General features: G+C 59.9%; 21 protein-coding genes. 8 read left to right on the forward strand and 13 right to left on the reverse strand.

Annotated elements, in window-relative coordinates; all coding sequences use genetic code 11:
- Position 1: 1 nt before the first annotated feature.
- Positions 2–352, forward strand: coding sequence for an osmotically-inducible lipoprotein OsmE (gene osmE, locus AC07N8_RS25920; RefSeq protein ID WP_483843621.1), 351 nt, complete (start codon positions 2–4; stop codon positions 350–352).
- Positions 353–357: 5 nt separating this feature from the next.
- Here osmE and AC07N8_RS25925 read toward each other — a convergent pair whose 3' ends face one another.
- Together AC07N8_RS25925 and AC07N8_RS25930 are read right to left on the reverse strand one after the other, a co-directional pair.
- Positions 358–705, reverse strand: a complete 348-nt coding sequence (locus AC07N8_RS25925) for a hypothetical protein (protein WP_483843620.1) — start codon at positions 703–705, stop codon at positions 358–360.
- Positions 706–823: 118 nt separating this feature from the next.
- The gene (locus AC07N8_RS25930) at positions 824–1,021 is read right to left on the reverse strand and encodes an SPOR domain-containing protein (RefSeq protein ID WP_140670212.1); all 198 of its coding nucleotides are present in this window, start codon (positions 1,019–1,021) and stop codon (positions 824–826) included.
- 210 nt (positions 1,022–1,231) lie between these two features.
- On the opposite strand from AC07N8_RS25930, the gene AC07N8_RS25935 reads away from it, so the two are divergent.
- Positions 1,232–1,594, forward strand: coding sequence for an NUDIX hydrolase (locus AC07N8_RS25935; RefSeq protein ID WP_483843619.1), 363 nt, complete (start codon positions 1,232–1,234; stop codon positions 1,592–1,594).
- A gap of 3 nt (positions 1,595–1,597) precedes the next feature.
- Here AC07N8_RS25935 and AC07N8_RS25940 read toward each other — a convergent pair whose 3' ends face one another.
- From AC07N8_RS25940 to AC07N8_RS25975, 8 genes are all read right to left on the reverse strand, one after another.
- A complete protein-coding gene (locus AC07N8_RS25940; RefSeq protein ID WP_493146455.1) occupies positions 1,598–2,371 on the reverse strand; it encodes a 1,6-dihydroxycyclohexa-2,4-diene-1-carboxylate dehydrogenase in 774 nt (257 codons plus the stop codon).
- 268 nt (positions 2,372–2,639) lie between these two features.
- A complete protein-coding gene (gene benC, locus AC07N8_RS25945; protein WP_483843617.1) occupies positions 2,640–3,653 on the reverse strand; it encodes a benzoate 1,2-dioxygenase electron transfer component BenC in 1,014 nt (337 codons plus the stop codon).
- A 10-nt stretch (positions 3,654–3,663) separates the two neighbouring features.
- Positions 3,664–4,152 (reverse strand): benzoate 1,2-dioxygenase small subunit, encoded by a 489-nt coding sequence (gene benB, locus AC07N8_RS25950; protein WP_027923626.1) that lies wholly within the window; start codon positions 4,150–4,152, stop codon positions 3,664–3,666.
- Positions 4,149–5,513, reverse strand: coding sequence for a benzoate 1,2-dioxygenase large subunit (gene benA / locus AC07N8_RS25955; RefSeq protein WP_194940209.1), 1,365 nt, complete (start codon positions 5,511–5,513; stop codon positions 4,149–4,151). Before benA ends, benB begins: the two co-directional genes overlap by 4 nt.
- A 168-nt stretch (positions 5,514–5,681) precedes the next feature.
- Complete coding sequence (locus AC07N8_RS25960) at positions 5,682–6,635, reverse strand: AraC family transcriptional regulator (protein ID WP_493146458.1); 954 nt, start codon at positions 6,633–6,635, stop codon at positions 5,682–5,684.
- A gap of 170 nt (positions 6,636–6,805) precedes the next feature.
- Complete coding sequence (catA, locus tag AC07N8_RS25965) at positions 6,806–7,735, reverse strand: catechol 1,2-dioxygenase (protein WP_493146460.1); 930 nt, start codon at positions 7,733–7,735, stop codon at positions 6,806–6,808.
- 51 nt (positions 7,736–7,786) lie between these two features.
- The gene (gene catC, locus AC07N8_RS25970; RefSeq protein WP_483843613.1) at positions 7,787–8,077 is read right to left on the reverse strand and encodes a muconolactone Delta-isomerase; all 291 of its coding nucleotides are present in this window, start codon (positions 8,075–8,077) and stop codon (positions 7,787–7,789) included.
- Between the two features lie 9 nt (positions 8,078–8,086).
- A complete protein-coding gene (locus tag AC07N8_RS25975; protein WP_493146462.1) occupies positions 8,087–9,235 on the reverse strand; it encodes a muconate cycloisomerase family protein in 1,149 nt (382 codons plus the stop codon).
- A gap of 127 nt (positions 9,236–9,362) precedes the next feature.
- Here AC07N8_RS25975 and AC07N8_RS25980 point away from each other — a divergent pair, with 127 nt between their 5' ends.
- Positions 9,363–10,247, forward strand: a complete 885-nt coding sequence (locus tag AC07N8_RS25980; RefSeq protein ID WP_493146464.1) for a LysR family transcriptional regulator — start codon at positions 9,363–9,365, stop codon at positions 10,245–10,247.
- A gap of 3 nt (positions 10,248–10,250) precedes the next feature.
- On the opposite strand, the gene AC07N8_RS25985 is transcribed toward AC07N8_RS25980, so the two are convergent.
- The 3 genes from AC07N8_RS25985 to AC07N8_RS25995 all read right to left on the reverse strand — a co-directional run bounded on the left by AC07N8_RS25985 (position 10,251) and on the right by AC07N8_RS25995 (position 12,586).
- Positions 10,251–10,493, reverse strand: a complete 243-nt coding sequence (locus AC07N8_RS25985) for a DUF1652 domain-containing protein (protein ID WP_493146466.1) — start codon at positions 10,491–10,493, stop codon at positions 10,251–10,253.
- A gap of 119 nt (positions 10,494–10,612) precedes the next feature.
- The gene (locus AC07N8_RS25990; protein WP_493146468.1) at positions 10,613–11,512 is read right to left on the reverse strand and encodes a polysaccharide deacetylase family protein; all 900 of its coding nucleotides are present in this window, start codon (positions 11,510–11,512) and stop codon (positions 10,613–10,615) included.
- 144 nt (positions 11,513–11,656) lie between these two features.
- A complete protein-coding gene (locus AC07N8_RS25995) occupies positions 11,657–12,586 on the reverse strand; it encodes an ABC transporter substrate-binding protein (RefSeq protein ID WP_493146493.1) in 930 nt (309 codons plus the stop codon).
- Positions 12,587–12,898: 312 nt separating this feature from the next.
- Between AC07N8_RS25995 and AC07N8_RS26000 the strand changes: the two genes are divergently transcribed.
- From AC07N8_RS26000 to AC07N8_RS26020, 5 genes are all read left to right on the forward strand, one after another.
- A complete protein-coding gene (locus AC07N8_RS26000; RefSeq protein WP_493146470.1) occupies positions 12,899–13,885 on the forward strand; it encodes an aliphatic sulfonate ABC transporter substrate-binding protein in 987 nt (328 codons plus the stop codon).
- A 10-nt stretch (positions 13,886–13,895) separates the two neighbouring features.
- Positions 13,896–14,759 (forward strand): ABC transporter permease, encoded by an 864-nt coding sequence (locus tag AC07N8_RS26005; RefSeq protein WP_483843606.1) that lies wholly within the window; start codon positions 13,896–13,898, stop codon positions 14,757–14,759.
- Positions 14,756–15,469 (forward strand): ABC transporter ATP-binding protein, encoded by a 714-nt coding sequence (locus AC07N8_RS26010; RefSeq protein ID WP_483843605.1) that lies wholly within the window; start codon positions 14,756–14,758, stop codon positions 15,467–15,469. Before AC07N8_RS26005 ends, AC07N8_RS26010 begins: the two co-directional genes overlap by 4 nt.
- A 50-nt stretch (positions 15,470–15,519) precedes the next feature.
- Positions 15,520–16,206, forward strand: coding sequence for an SOS response-associated peptidase (locus tag AC07N8_RS26015; RefSeq protein WP_483843604.1), 687 nt, complete (start codon positions 15,520–15,522; stop codon positions 16,204–16,206).
- A 270-nt stretch (positions 16,207–16,476) separates the two neighbouring features.
- Positions 16,477–16,749: a hypothetical protein gene (locus tag AC07N8_RS26020; RefSeq protein WP_483843603.1), complete on the forward strand. Its 273-nt coding sequence runs from the start codon at positions 16,477–16,479 to the stop codon at positions 16,747–16,749.
- Positions 16,750–16,832: the final 83 nt, after the last annotated feature.

Raw genomic sequence — 16,832 nt, forward strand, 5'->3', positions numbered from 1 at the left:
CATGAACAAGTCGCTGTTCACGCTGGCTATCGTGCTGGCGGTGGGTGGCTGCAGCACCGAGGAACACATTTACGGTACCCAGCCCCTGGTCGCCAAAGTCCAGACCGGGATGAACAAGGATCAAGTGCAGCAGATCGGCGGTCAACCGGTGTCGATCACCGACCGTACGGTGCAGCCTGGCAGTTGTTTTGACTACAAATTGACGCAGGCGGACCAGCATCAGTCGTACAACATCAGCTTCGATGGCAACGGCAAGGTCGACCATAAAAGCTTCATGACCTGCGCCGAATGGAGCCATGTACAAGAGAAAGCCCGGGAACCCTCACGTACAAGCGGTGGTGGAGGCTACTGAGCGGGCTAGCCGGAAACAGGCGTATTGCAGGTATCCCGCCATTTATCGGCGAACGTATTGATCGCCTGGCTTTTCTGCTCCTGGGAATCGCGTACGGGCTGGTTGTACGCTTCGTTGATCAGCATTGCCCCCAACTTGTCGTGGTCGGGATTGCCCGACTTTATGGCTAGCAAACTGGCTTTCGATTCACCATTTTGACGAGACTGCATGATCGACCCGGCCAGTACACGGAACGCTTCGCAGACCTGCGGGTTGGTTTGAATTTCGCCCAACACCTGAGCTTGAGCCGGGCTTGCGCAAGCCCAGCTTATTGCAGACACCACGGCCAGTGACATCCAGCGCCCTTTCAACATGGGTTCTTCCTTGAATTAAAAACGGCCACCCTATCACTCCAATGTCACGTTTAAAATCCTCCGCCCCCCGCTTCTGCAACAAAAAAAACCCCGGCATACCGGGGCTTCAAGCGTACTGTCATTCTGACTTCTGCGCGGACGGGCGAACCGTCCTCGCTCTATAGGCAGGAAGCGATGCGGCATAGGCCAGTGCTTCCTCTCTGCTGCTGAAAGACCCCAACCGGTCACCTTGGGTGCAAACCCGCCAGGGGCCGTTGTTTACGCTCAGTACGTCATAACCGTTCATGTGCATTTTATTCAGCATCGGAACACTCATGGTCACCTCCTGCTCGGTAGTGGGACCGACGATTGACTTCAATACCTTACACCCGACCTTTGCCCAGGTGCCGACCAGACGTCGCGTCAGTAATCCAGCGTTCAATTGCACTTTTCGCTGAGCGCATCGCTCTAACCCCTGAAATAGAGGTCACGGCCCGAATGTTGCATTTTTATTTCGTTTTTGTAACAAGCGATTGTCAGGTAACCAATGAAAGTACGTGCAACGGTCATTTGTGAACTGGACCGACATGTTCTCCTGGTGCGCAAGCCCAGGTGTCGCTGGAGCTTGCCCGGCGGAAAAGTCGAGCCCGGTGAAACCACGGCGGGCGCTGCGTTGCGTGAGCTTCAAGAAGAAACCGGTCTGGGCGCCGACAGCCTGCTGTACCTCATGGAGCTGGAATCGGGCGGCACCCGCCACCATGTGTACGAAGCGTCGGTGCCGAACCTTGAGCAGGCCCGGCCACAAAACGAAATCATCGACTGCATCTGGCATCCACTGGAGACGGTCGACAACCTGAGTACCAGCGACGCCACGCGCCAGATCGTCAAGGCGTTTCGGCGGCGCCTGTAAGCGTCAGCCCTGGTCGCCGCCGCCCACCGGCATGATCATGCCGGTGATGTAAGACGCTTCGTCGCTGGCCAGAAACAGTATCGCGCCTGCCTGCTCATCCAGCGTGCCGTAGCGCTTCATCAAACTGCTGTCGAGTGTCTGGTCGACGATCTGCTGATACCAGACTTTTTCCTCAGGACTTTGCTCGGCACTGTTGCGCGCAATGACCCGGGGCGGCGCTTCGGTGCCACCGGGCGCGGTGGCATTGACCCGCACCCCGCGGCCGGCAGTTTCGAAGGCCAAGCAGGCGGTCAGTGCGTTCACCCCGCCCTTCGCCGCGCCATACGGCACGCGATTGATACTGCGTGTGGCGATGGACGAGACATTGACGATGGCGCCACTGCCCTGCTCCAGCATGAACGGCAGCGCCGCATGACAGCACCACAACGTCGGGAACAGCGAGCGGCGGACTTCAGCTTCGATCTGCTCCTCGGCATAGTGCTCGAACGGCATGGTCCAGATCGTGCCGCCGACGTTGTTGACCAACACGTCGAGACGCCCGAAGCGTTCAATGGCGGTACGCATCACGCGACTGCATTCGCTGTATTGCTCAAGGTCGGCGGTCAGGGCCAGTACTTGATTACGTTGACCCAACTGCTGCTGCACCTCGAACACATGCTCGGAACGGTCCACCAGAATCAACCGCGCGCCCTCAGCGGCCATACGCTCAGCCACCCGCCGCCCGATGCCTTGCGCGGCCCCGGTAATCAGCACCACTTTTTCCTGGAATCTGTTCATACCCACCTCGTGAAAAAACACTGACCTGTAGGAGTGAGCCTGCTCGCGATAGCGATCTCACAAGCAACATCTCCGTTGAATGTTCCGCCCTCTTCGCGAGCAGGCTCGCTCCCACACTGGATCGTTGCCGAGCACACATTTTGCGTACGCACCCGATTACCTGTGGGAGCGAGCCTGCTCGCGAAAGCGATCTCACAGGCGGCATCAGCGTTGAATGTCTCGCCCTCTTCGCGAGCAGGCTCGCTCCCACAGGGATTGCGTATCCGACTCAGGCCGCGCTGGCGGCGAATTTCTCGTAGTAGAAATTCGCAGGCTGGACGCCTTGCTCGCGAATGAACTGGCTGACCGCCTCGACCATCGGCGGCGGGCCGCACAGGTAGACGTCGACGTCGCCCTCGTTCAGATGCCGGGGCTCGATGTGCTGGGTCACGTAGCCCTTGAGCGGATGTTGACTGTCGGGGTTGGCCACGCAGGCGCTGAAGCTGAAATTGGGGATGCGCGCGGCGAGGATTTCGAGGCGATCGAGTTCCACCAGGTCGAAATCGTTGGTCACGCCGTAGATCAAATGCAGCGGATGTTCGCTGCCCTGCTCGGCGATTTTTTCCAGCATCGCGGTGAACGGCGCCAGCCCCGTGCCACCGGCCAGCAGCAACAACGGACGGCGAATATCGCGCAGATAGAAACTGCCCAACGGACCGGCCAGATTCATGCGATCACCCGCCTTCGCCATGCCGGTCAAAAAGCTGCTCATCAAGCCGCCAGGCACATTGCGAATCAGGAAACTGACCTCGCCATCGCGCTGCAACGAGCTGAACGAATACGCGCGGGTCTGCTCGCTACCCGGAACTCCGAGGTTCACATATTGCCCCGGCAAAAACGCCAGCGAGCTCAACGCTTCACCCTTGATCGACAGCGCAATGGTGCTGTCGGACAACTGCTGCACCGCGCTGATCGTGGCGTCGTAACTGGCCTGCCGCGTGCGGCAAACATCAGAAGACACCGGCACCCGCACGACGCAATCGCTCTGGGCGCGCATCTGGCACGTCAGGACAAAACCCTGCTCGGCTTCTTGTGCGCTGAGCGCGTCTTCGATGTACTCCTCGCCCAAATCATAACGACCGGCCTCGGCGAAGCATTTGCAGGTGCCGCATGCGCCGTCGCGGCAGTCCAGCGGGATGTTGATGCCCTGGCGATACGCGGCATCGGCCACAGTCTCACCGACATTCGCATCGATGAACCGGGTAACGCCATCTTCAAAATTAAATGCAATGGAATGGGTCATGACGGCCGCCTTACAAGTGGTAGACATCGATGACCTGACGAACGTAATCGTTCTTCAGGATCACTTTCTTGGCCTTGATCAGCGGGTTTTCGCCGCGCACATCCAGGGTGTAGAAACTGCTGCCGAAATAGCTGTCGACGGTCTTGTAGCGAAAGCTCAGCGTGTGCCAGTTGAAGCGCACCTTGCACAGACCGTCCGCCTGTTCGAGCAGCTCGATGTTGCTGAGGTTGTGCGAGGTTCGCGTGTCCGGAATGCTCGCGCTGGAACGCTCGGTCTTGATGCGGAAGATGCGGTCTTCCAGCCCCGTGCGGTTGCCGTACCAGATCAGCGAGATTTCCCGCTGCGGGTCCTCGGTCAATTCGTCGTTGTCGTCCCAGGACGGCATCCAGAAAGACGCATCGGCGGCGTACAGCTCCAGCCAGTCGTCCCACTGCTTGTCGTCGAGGTAGCGTGCTTCGCGGTACAGAAAATCACGCACGGCATCGTAGGTGATGGTCATTGCACGGCCTCCACGGCAATCAATTCGGACTGCTCGGCGGCCAGCGCCTTGAGCATCGTCTGTTGCCAATATTTGTGTTGCAGCACGAACAGGCCTTCGTCCTCGGTGCGCACGCCACTGAGCAGCGGGTGCAGGTCGATCTCCTTGGCCGCCTCGTCCGCGCCTTCGATCCAGTGCTCGGCGCCCCGGGACATGTCATTCCAGGTGGTGACGCTGCCCTGATAGCTGGTCTGGCACGAGCGAAACTCTTCCAGATCATCCGGGGTGGCCATGCCGCTGACGTTGAAGAAATCCTCGTACTGGCGAATCCGGCTGGAACGGGCGTGGTCGCTTTCGCCTTTGGGGGCGATGCAGTAAATGGTGATTTCCGTGCGATTGACCGAGATCGGCCGGGCGATACGGATTTGCGAGCTGAACTGATCCATCAGGTACACGTTCGGGTACAGGCACAGGTTGCGCGAGTTCTCGATCATCCAGTCGGCGCGGGCCTTGCCGAAATCCCGGGCCAACTCGTCGCGACGTTCATACAACGGGCGATCTTCGGGATTGGACCAGCGCGTCCAGAGCAGCATGTGGCCCTTGTCGAAGGAGTAAAAACCACCGCCCTGCTTGGCCCAGGTGCCGGCACTCATGGTCGGGTTGCTGTCACCGGCGTCGCGTTGCTTGCGCTGGTTCTGGGTGGCGGCGTAGTTCCAGTGCACCGAGCTGACGTGGTAACCGTCGGCGCCGTTTTCGGCAGTGAGTTTCCAGTTGCCTTCGTAGATATAACTCGAAGAACCGCGCAACACTTCCAGGCCATCGGCGGACTGGTCGACGATCATGTCGATGATCTTTGCCGACTCGCCGAGGTGTTCAACCAAAGGCACCACGTCGGCCTTGAGGCTGCCGAACAGGAAGCCGCGATAGGACTCGAATCGCGCGACTTTGGTCAGGTCATGGGAGCCTTCGCAGTTGAAGCTCGCCGGGTAACCGGCCGCGGCCGGATCCTTGACCTTGAGCAGCTTGCCGGAGTTGTTGAACGTCCAGCCGTGGAAGGGACAGGTGTAGGAGCTTTTGTTGCCGGTCTTGTGCCGGCACAGCGTCGCGCCGCGATGGCTGCAGGCGTTGATGAAGGCGTTGAGCACACCGTCCTTGTTGCGCGCGATGAAGATCGACTGGCGCCCCATGGTGGTGGTGTAGAAATCGTTGACGTTGGGGATCTGGCTTTCGTGGGCCAGGTACAGCCAGTTGCCTTCGAAGATGTGTTGCATCTCCAGATCGAACAACCGTGGATCGGTGAACATCTCGCGCTTGCAGCGGTAGATGCCGGTTTCCTTGTCATCTTCAAGCAGGGAGTGAAGGTATTCGGGTCGCAGGGACATGGCCGCCGCCTCCATTGTTTTTATTCAGGCAGGGCCATGCTAGGACGGGGGGACGGGGCGAACTATCCGCTGGGTGCAGATGTGTATCCGTTTACTGCAACCGAAAATGCGACGACGACTTTGTGGCGAGGGAGCTTGCTCCCTCGCCACAGGAGGAATCGCCCGCGCTCAGTGCCGGCGCTTGAGGGTGTCGGAGGGCAGTTCGCCGAACTGTTTGCGGTAGTTGTCGGAGAACCGTCCAAGGTGCAGGAAGCCGTAATCCATGGCCACTTCCGTGACGTTGCGCACGTTGCACGTCGGGTCGCTGAGGCACTGGTTGATGCGTTCGAGTTTCTTCTGCCGGATGTAGTGTTGTGGCGACGTTCCCGCGTTGCGCTCGAACAACCCGTACAGCGAACGCAGGCTCATCCGCGCCTGGCGTGCCAGTTCTTCACTGTCGATATCGTGCTTGAGGTTGCGTGCGATGTAATCGGTAATCACCTCGAAAGCAGGCGAACCCAGGCTGCCACGGATCACGTTGGTTTTCATCAGGCTGAGCATCTTGCTGACGATGATCTGCGCGTAGTGCTCCTGCACACGCGGGATCTGCTCGGTGGCCTCGGCTTCCTGGCAAATCATCGCGAGCAAACTGACAAACCCCTCCAGTTCATCGAGCTGATAACGGTTCTCCAGGAACCGCACGCCCTGCCCCGGATACCGCCAGCGCTGTTCATCGCACACCGACTCGAACAACCGGGTAGGCACCTTGAGGATGAATTTTTCGCAATCGTCGGAATAGGTCAGGTCGACCGGTTCATCGGGGTTGATCAGCAGCAACTCACCGGGCGCGAAGTAATGTTCCTGACCCCGCCCACGCGACAGGCAGTTGCCCCGCAGCAGCACTTGCAGGTGATAGATGCTGTCGAGTGCGCCGGAGGTCACCCGCACACTGGCGCCGTAGCTGATGCGGCACAGGTCCAGGCTGGCGAATTTGCGGTGATCGAGGCTGGCCAGCGGCCGGCCGACATTGGGCATCAGGATGCAATGGTTGCCGACATGCTGATTGACGTAACCCGATACCGCGTAAGGGTCGGCATGGTCGAATACTCTGCTGCGCTGACTCAACAGTTGCGCGTGCATCATCGGGTCACTCTCGTTGTTGTTATTGGCGGTGTCAGGTCAAGTCTAGAACATTGACTGAAAACCCCTGTGGGAGCGAGTCTGCTCGCGAAGGCGGCGTCAGCTTCAACTTCAACGTTGACTGACACTCCGCTTTCGCGAGCAGGCTCGCTCCCACAGGGTTGATCGCGCTATCAGTCCTCGAGTGCGCGAACCCGCTCGTGGCGTTGTTGCTCTTCGGGCTGGGCAGTTGACTGCAGCGTGAAATCAAATTCAATTTCGGCAAACCGCCCGCTCACACCGTGCGCCGCGGCGCGTTGTTGGTCGTCGCTGAAGCTGATGTGGGCGATCAATTCGTCGCGGGTGGCGTAGGCGAAATCGTCGTGCAGGTACTGATCGCCGTCGAGGTTGATCTGGGTGGTCAGGTGACGATGATCCGGTGCCGAGATAAAGAAGTGCACGTGCGCCGGACGCTGGCCGTGACGCCCCAGTTGATCGAGCAATTGCTGGGTCGGACCGTCCGGCGGGCAGCCGTAACCCGACGGCACGATGCTGCGGAAACGGTAGCGACCTTCGGCATCGGTGACGATGCGGCGACGCAGGTTGAACTCCGACTGCGTGGCATCGAAGTACGAGTAAGTGCCGCCGGTGTTGGCGTGCCAGACGTCGACCACGGCGCCGGCCAGCGGTTCGCCGGCAGTGTTGAACACGCGCCCTTGCATGAACAGCGTCACACCCGGATCGAGCCCATCATCGAGTCGTGCTTCGCCTTCGGACAGCGGTGCGCCGGCTACGTACAGCGGGCCTTCGATGGTACGTGGCGTGCCGCCGGATTTGCCGGACTGCTCGTCTTCAGCGTCCATCAGCAAGTCGAGGTAATGCTCCAGACCCAACCCGGCCACCAGCAATCCGGCTTCCTGACGCGCGCCCAGCACGTTGAGGTAGTTGACGGCTTTCCAGAATTCTTCCGGGGTCACGGCCAGGTCTTCGATGATGTTCACCGAATCACGCAGAATGCGGTAGATCAAAGCTTTGACGCGCGGGTTGCCGGCATCATTGAGCAGACCGCTGGCGTCTTCGAGAAACTTTTGTGCGCTGGCAGTGTGGGAAATCTTGACGTTCATGGTGGTTCCTCATCTTGTAATTATTAGCGTAGCGAACTGAACAGGCTGGGTTCAGCGGTCATCCGCGCGGATGGAAGACGGATGCCGGCACATCGCGTCGATCTCGATCGCCATGTAGGGAAACAGCGGCAGTTGCATCAGCAGGTCATGCAGTTCCTGGACGCTGTCGACATCGAAAACGCTGTAGTTGGCATAGTGCCCGGCGATGCGCCACAGGTGGCGCCACTTGCCCTGCTCTTGCAGGCGCTGGGCCAGGGCTTTCTCGTCAGCCTTCAGCTTGGTGGCGGCTTCGGGGTTCATGTCGACCGGTAGATTCACGGTCATTTTTACGTGGAATAGCATGATCTCTCCTCAGGCTTGATGAACGGAAGTGGATGTTTTGTCGCGACGGAAAAACGCCAGGCGCTCTTCATCCAGGCTCAGGCCCAGGCCCGGTGTTTGCGGGACATGCAGTTCGAAATCGCGATACACCAGCGGCTCGCTGAGAATGTCTTCGGTCAGCAGCAACGGGCCGAACAGTTCAGTGTCCCAGGCCAGTTTGTTCAAGGTGATAAAGGCATGGGCCGAGGCCATCGTGCCGAGCCCGCCTTCGAGCATAGTGCCGCCGTACAGGGCGATACCGGCGGCTTCAGCAATGGCTGCAGTACGCAGCACGGCGCGTGGGCCACCGTTCTTGGCGATCTTCAAGGCAAACACCGACGCTGCACCTTCGCGCGCCAGGTTGAAGGCGTCTTCCACGCATTCGATGGATTCGTCGGCCATGATCGGCGCCGGGCTCATCGCATTCAGGCGCGCCATGCCGGCGCGGTTGTTGCGCGAGATCGGCTGTTCGATCAGGTCGATGCCGTTGGTGCCGAGGATCCGGCACGCGCGCAATGCGACTGCTTCGTCCCACGCCTGATTGACGTCGACCCGCACGCTGGCGCGGTCACCCAGGGCTTTTTTGATGGCGATGACGTGGGCCAGGTCGCGGTTGACTTCACCGGCACCGATTTTCAGTTTGAAGATGCGATGGCGGCGCAGGTCGAGCATTTTTTCCGCTTCGGCGATGTCTTTGTCGGTGTCGCCGCTGGCCAGAGTCCAGGCCACCGGCAAGGCATCACGCACACGCCCGCCGAGCAACTCGCTGACCGGCAGGCCGAGGCGCTTGCCCTGGGCGTCGAGCAAGGCGGTTTCGATCCCGGATTTGGCAAAGGTATTGCCGCGAATGCTGCGTTCCAGGCGCAACATCGCGGCGTTCACATTGCCGCTGTCCTGGCCGATCAGCAGCGGCGCAAAGTGGGTGTCGATGTTGGTCTTGATGCTGTCCGGGCTTTCGTTGCCATAGGCCAGGCCACCGATGGTGGTGGACTCACCGATCCCTTCGATGCCGTCGGCGCAGCGCACACGGATGATCACCAGGGTCTGATTCTGCATGGTGTGCATCGCCAGCTTGTGCGGGCGGATGGTCGGCAGATCGACGATGATCGTCTCGATGGATTCAATGGCTGTTGCACGCATGTCGATACCCGTCAGGTTCTTAAAGTTCTGGAACCGATTCTCGTACGGCTTTTTTCGCGATGCCAATATAGAATTGGTCTGACTTGATACCTTTAAGGTATGCAAACGACTGACGTTCGGAGGCTCCATGGAACTGCGTCACCTGCGGTATTTTCAGGTGTTGGCTCAAACCCTCAACTTCACCCGCGCCGCCGAGCTGCTGCACATCGCTCAACCGCCCCTGAGCCGGCAGATCCAGCAATTGGAAGACGAACTGGGCGTGTTGTTGATGGAGCGTGGCCGACCGCTGAAACTGACGGAAGCCGGGCGGTTTTTCCATGAGCATTCCACTGCCCTGCTAGAACAACTGAACAAGGTCTGCGACAACACACGGCGGATCGGCCTGGGGGAAAAGACCTGGCTGGGCATCGGTTTCGCGCCTTCGACCCTGTACGGCGTGCTGCCGGAATTGATCCGCCGCCTGCGCAGCGGCGAGCCGTTGGAGCTTGAACTGGGGTTGTCGGAAATGACCACGCTGCAACAAGTTCACGCGCTCAAGGCCGGGCGGATCGATATTGGCTTCGGGCGTATTCGCATCGACGATCCGGCGATCGTCCAGACGGTGCTCACCGAAGATCGCCTGGTCGCCGCCCTGCCCGCCGGCCATCCACTGCTGGCCAGGCCGATCAGCCTGCGCGAATTGGCCAAGGAACCCTTTGTCCTGTACCCCGGCAATCCGCGCCCGAGCTACGCCGACCATGTGATTGCACTGTTCGAGTCCTATGGCGTGAGCATTCACGTGGCGCAATGGACCAACGAACTGCAAACGGCCATAGGGCTGGTGGGGGCCGGGATCGGCGTTACGCTGGTGCCGGCGTCGGTGCAATTGCTGCACCGCGACGACATCGGCTTTACCCCGTTGCTGGAAGACAACGCCACTTCGCCGATCATTCTCAGTCGGCGCGTGGGCGATGTGTCACCGGGGTTGAATCACTGCTTGAAGATGATCGAAGAGCTGCAACCCCGGGCCTGACCGTCAGCCGGCAAACGCTCGGCGGCCGGCGCTCAGTTCGACGCGCAACTCGCCCACCAGGCCGGAGATCGCGCGGATCGTGGTCAACTCGGCAGGCGATACGCCGTTGATCAACAAATCAATACGCCCAGTGGCGCGGTCGAATATTTTGATGCGCAGTAACCCGTCGGCACTCACCGTGCAATCGCAAGAAAGTGGCTCGAAGCCAGATTCCACAATGCTGCAAAGGACTGAAATGGGAACCATCGCTGTCGCCTCCGTGGCGGTTGGTCGAAATCATCCTGATCAGAATAGATGGCCTTTTTACTTTCCGCCCCAGCCAATGCTCAACAAAAGTGATACCTGCCTCGCATCTTGGCGAGGTTTTAATGGGCATTGTGGTCCCAGAACCAGTTCCAGAACCCCGGCAGTTCCACTGGCTGTGAACTGTCCTTGACGGTGCGCGCCATGGCCGCGCGCAGCACGGCGTCGTGATCGTCGTAAAACGCTTTTTGCGCCAGCGGCACACCCGTGGCCTTGGCGCTGTCGATCAGGATTTGCAGGTATTCGCGGGCGTGCCGGGCGGTGTAGCGGTTGAGGTCGTGGAAGGTCACCACCACCGGAATCACCCCATCCACGGTCGGAAACTCGCCCTGGGCGATGCGCTCACGCACTTCAGACATTGAACGCAGCATATGCGAGCGACGCCGGGGGCTGGCGTTGAAACCCCAGATCTTGCCGTCGTTGGCGCTCAAATCGGTCAGCAGCACATGCATGCCGTGCTGCTGATACGCCGCGAAAACCCGTTTGTCGTAGTTCCAGAATGGCGGACGAACCAGGGTTGGCGGCGCGCCGGTAATGGCTGCGATGTCGGCACTGCCCTTGCTCAGCGACTGTTCCAGTTCTTCCGGACTCAGCGAGCGGTGATTGGTGTGCCAGTGAGTGGCGGTGTGAAAACCCAGCACCTGCCCTTCTGCATGTTCGCGATGCATGAGCTCGCGCCCGATATCACTGTCGCCGGCGCGTGGCGCACCGGTCTGCACGAAAAACACCGCTTTGATGTCGGGCTGCAGCGGGTTGTCTTTCAGGCTGTCGAGCACCGTCGCGGTGGGGTTCCAGAAACTCGACGCGCTGGGGCCGTCGTCGAAAGTCAGCAAAAAACGAATCGGTGCCTGGGCCTGTAGACGTTGTTCAGTCTGTGGGGTCAGTTCGATGGGTGCCGAAATGCAGCCTGCCAGCCCGAAGGCAATGACGAGTGCAGAGAGAACCTTGAACAGCTGTTTCATGTTTTGCCTTGGGCCAGACCATGACGGTCAACACTTAGAATGGCAAAAATCCTTCGCCCGCTCTTCCTTCGCCGACCCGCCAGTTACGCGGGCCGAGCTTGGAACAGCGTACACAGTGTTTGGTTCCTCCGCCCCCCTCCTCGTTTACTGCGCCAGGGCCTGCTGGAACGAGTGGTCGATGATCGGTGCGGTCGCCAGTTCGGTTGGCAGCGCCTTGACCTTGAACAGGAAGTCCGCGGTGCTTTGCAGATCCGCTGCGGCTTGCTGATCCACCGGGCCGACGGTCATGTGGGCCTGACGCAACCAGTGGCGCGACACGTCCTGATCGAGGTTGGCCTTCTTCGCCCACAGATCGGCGTATTCATCGGTGTGGCTGTCGACCCAGGCCCGGGCCTTTTTCAGGCGCCCCAGGAAGTCGGCGATGGCTTCGCGTTTGGTGTCGATGGCCGGTGTCGACGCGGCGATGGCGCTAAGGCCCGGCATCAGGTTTTTAGCGGTGAGAATCGGTCGCGCACCGGAAAACAGAATCTGTTGGGAAATGTACGGTTCCCACACCGGGAACGCGTCGATGCTGCCTTGAGGCAATGCCGCGGCAGCATCGATCGGCATCAGTTTGATGAAGTCGACGTAGTCTTCCGGCAGGTCGGCTTTCTCCAGTGCGCGCAGGGTCAATTGCTGGCTCCAGGCGCCGGGCCAGTAAGCGACTTTCTTGCCTTTGAGATCGGCAATGCTGTGCACTGGTGAATCCTTGGGCACGAGCAAGGCGATGGTGTCGGGGTTCTGCCGCGACACACCGATCAGCTTCACCGGCGCCTGCTTGGCCGCCAGGAACAGGAACCCGGAATCCCCGAGAAAGCCCACGTCCAGCGCGCCGGTGTTCAGCGCTTCGGCCAGCGGTGCAGCGGCCTGGAAGTGTTTCCAGTCGACGGTATAGGACGCGCCTTCCAGCACCCCCGACGCCTCCACCGAGGCGCGCACGTTGTAGTAATTCTGATCGCCGACATGCAGGACCACGGGGTCGGCAGCGTAGGTGATCGGGGTGGCGAACAGGGCACTGGTCAACAGACCGCGCATGAATCGAGACAGGTTCATCGGAGGCTCCGGGGCGTTATTTATATAGACCCTAACGCTCTTACAAAACGCTTTGTAAATTCTATTTATGCATAAGCTCATGACCTGAAACAGGCAGTGTTGCCCGGGCAACAGCGACCCAACACTGTGTCGGCCCCGGAACAGCTCAAACGTCCCTGATCAGCGAAAACGTTCGATAAACCGGCGAATTCCGAACATGGCACAGAGCCTGCAATATTCCATTTATGCAGGAAGCACTCAGACGAAATAATTTTTCGGATATAAAAATCTCGCCGCCTTGCCCGGAGCCCGCCCATGAAATCCACCTTCCGCTTTTCCAACGTCAGGTACCTGCTCAGTGCGTGCGCACTGGCCCTGAGTCTGCAACCGCTGGCCCAGGCAGCCGAAGCGCCACCGGCCGAAGTGCATCTGGATTACGCCTATTACTCCCCGGTGAGTCTGGTGCTCAAGCACTTCGGTTTTCTCGAGAAGGCCCTGCCACAGACCAAGGTCAGTTGGGTCCTGAGCCAGGGCAGTAACCGTTCGCTGGAGTACCTCAACAGCGGCGGCGTCGATTTCGCTTCATCCGCCAGCCTGGCCGCCGTGCTCAGCCGCGCCAACGGCAGCCCGATCAAATCGGTTTACGTGTACAGCCGTGCCGAATGGACTGCGCTGGTGGTACGCAAGGATTCGCCGTACAAAACCGTAGCCGATCTGAAAGGCAAGAAAATCGCCGCCACCAAAGGCACCGATCCCTATCTGTTCACCTTGCGCAGCCTGCAACAGGCCGGCTTGAGCAAAGACGATGTCGAGCTGGTGCATCTGCAGCACCCGGACGGTCGCATCGCCCTGGAAAAAGGTGACGTCGACGCATGGGCCGGGCTTGATCCGCACATGGCGGCCAGTCAGGTGCAGGCCGGTTCGCGTCTGCTGTATCGCAACACTCAGTTCAACAGTTATGGCGTGGTCAGCGTGACGGACACCTACGCCAAAGAGCATCCGCAGACCATCGACACCGTGCTGAAGGCCTATGAGCAGGCCCGTCAGTGGGCGGTGAAAAACCCTGATGAATTGGCGAAATTGCTCGCCAGCGAATCCGGCTTGCCGCTTGAAGTGGCCACGCTGCAATTGTCGCGCACCGACCTGAGCAGCCCGCAGTTAACCGCCAAGGATGTGATCGCCTCGAAAGCCGCCGCCCCGATCCTCGTGTCCGAGGAGTTGGTTCGTCGCGGGGTGAATGTCGATCAGGTCATCGATCAACTGCTCGATACCGGCTTCAAAGAAACCGTGGCCCGTCAGTAACGGGGGACTCATGACCAGCAAAAGCAAAAACCTGCCACTCGAATTGCCCGCACCGCGCCGCGCCAGCGTGTCCTTGCACAACGCCTGGCGCCTGCGCCTCAAGGGCCTGGTGTTGCCGGTGCTGATTGTTCTGTTGCTGGAGTTCGTCGTGCGTATCGGCTGGCTGCCTTCCTACCAGATGCCGGCCCCGAGCGAAGTCGCGCTGACCCTCAGAGACCTGGCCGAAGGGGCGCTGTGGAAGCACATCAGCGCCAGCCTGCTGCGGGTGCTGATCGGTTTCGCCATCGGCGCCAGCCTCGCGCTGGCCTTCGCCGCGTGGGTGGGGTTGAGCCGTGAAGCCGAGGCGTATCTGGAACCGACGTTTGCCGGTTTGCGCTCGATCCCGAGCCTGGCCTGGGTGCCACTGTTGTTGCTGTGGCTGGGCATCGACGAGACCTCGAAAATCGTCCTGATCGTCATCGGCGCGTTCTTTCCGGTGTACCTCAACGGCGTCGCGGCGATCCGTGACATTGACCGCAAGCTGGTCGAAGTCGGGCAAATGTACGGCTTCAGTCGACGTCGACTGGTCCGGCGGATTCTGCTGCCCGCCGCCCTGCCCGGCCTGTTCACCGGGTTGCGCAGCGGCATGAGCCTGGCCTGGATGTTTCTGGTGGCTGCTGAACTGATCGCCGCGACCAAAGGCCTTGGCTATCTGCTGAGTGACGGTCGCGAGACGTCGCGTCCGGACATCGTGCTGGCCGCCATCATCGTCTTGGCGCTGCTGGGCAAGCTCAGCGACGGCCTCCTCGCCGGCCTGGAGAAACGCTTCCTGGCGTGGCGCGACACCTTTAACGGCCAGAGTGCCGAAGATATAGCGCCGAGGACTGAGCCATGACCGCACACCTGCTGGACATCCGCGTCGAGCGCAAAACCTTTGCCGCCACCACGGTCCTGAAAAACATTCACCTGCAATTGCAGCCGAGGGAAACCGTCAGCCTGCTCGGCCCCAGCGGTTGCGGTAAAAGCACCTTGCTGCGCATCGTCGCCGGGCTGGAAAAGGACTTCCAGGGCGAACTGCGCAACACCGCCGGGGAAGTGGCCTTCGTCTTTCAGGAACCGCGGCTGATGCCCTGGCTGACGGTCGAACAAAACATCGGTTTCAGTGCCGACAACCACTACGACAAAGCCTGGGTCACGCAACTCATTGAGGAAGTCGGCCTTGGCGGTTTCGCCCAGGCACTGCCCAAAGCCCTGTCCGGCGGCATGGCGCAGCGCGTCGCGATAGCGCGGGGGCTGTACTCGCGGCCGCAGGTTTTGCTGTTGGACGAACCTTTCAGTGCGGTGGACGCCTTTACCCGCATGAAGCTGCAGGATCTGCTGCTGCAACTCGCGGAGCGTCACGCCATCGCCCTGTTGCTGGTGACCCACGATGTCGATGAAGCGCTGTACCTCAGCGACCGGGTGCTGGTGATGGACAACCGGCCCAGCAGCATCCGTCAGGAACTGGCCGTGGAGCTGCCGCATCCACGGGATCGGCGCGATCCACGGCTGGCCAGTTTGAAGGCGTTGTCGTTGACCGAACTGCAGCGTGCCCATGTGATCTGAAGGCTAAGCTGAAGATTCTCGTCAGCGCTTTCCAACCGCAGGGTCAGCCGATGTGTGGACGTCTGTCGCAGTACCGTGGCATTCACGATTTCGTTGCCGTGCTGAGCATTCCCGACGCGATGATCAATCACGTCGGGGATGAACCCCTGGCCCGCTATAACGCGGCGCCCACCACTCAACTCGCCCTGTTGCATCTTGAGCTGGACGGGCTGCACGCCGATCCGGTGCGCTGGGGTTGGCGCCCGCACTGGGCGAAGGACCGCGCAGCGCCGATCAACGCGCGGGTTGAAAAAGTCGCGCACGGCCCGTTCTTCCGGGGGATCTGGCCGCACCGGGCGATTGTGCCGATCGACAACTGGTTCGAATGGGTTGATGCGGGCGATTCGACGCGAGCACCATGGCTGATTCGCCGACAGGATGGCGCGCCGAGTTACTGCGCCGCCATTGGCCAGTTCCCGAGCGCTGGCAATGAACCGCGCAGCGACGACGGTTTTGTCATCATCACGGCGGACAGCGCCGGCGGCATGCTCGACATTCATGACCGGCGACCGGTGGTGTTGTCGCCGGAACTGGCGCGGGAATGGCTCGATCCGGCCACGCCTAAAGAACGTGCCGAACAGATGGTGCTGCTGCAGGGGGAAACCAGTGACAGGTTCGAGTGGTACAGGGTCGACAAAGCGGTCGGCAACGTCAGAAACCAGTCTTGTACCTTGATTAATAAGCTTATTCAGGACTGACCAGTTGGACGGTTCTGTATATACAAGAAAGTTATCGCTCAAAAACTTCAACGCATAAGCGTTACACAGACTGTTTCATCTCAGAAACACATGCCGCGTGTATTTGAGATCGGGCCTCAACCGCTTGTCTGACAATGTCTTTATCGTACATACATTCAGTAACACTAAAGTTAGGATGCGCGCCGCATTTCCCGTGGCATCGCCCAGTTGACCAAAGAGTCAACAAAGAAGGAAATCCTTATAAATCAACAAGCCTTGCAGAGAACTAAGTTGCGCGACGATCTTGTAATTAATCAAGTCAGCAGCCTGGAGTGTGTGTACCTGTCTATGACAGAACGCTATCAACTTGACTGCTTTATCGGGCAATACATAAAGACCCGAAACCTGCGCTCTATCCCCAATATCAACGAAATCCTGCGTTCGACCCTCGCCACCTACGCCGGCACCCCGCCGGTCATGGTCAACGAGCTGAATGCATGGATCGACAGGAAATTGGGCTATCGGGCTTCCCACCCGGATTTTCCGTCGTTGGAAGACCTTTGAAATGAGGCCCGGTGCCGTTCAGCACAAGAACTGAACGAACCGGACTTCGTTGCACTCTCAGTAGTAGAGGCCTGCGGGCCTCG

It is taken from the genome of Pseudomonas sp. GW821-FHT10C09, assembly GCF_059415465.1.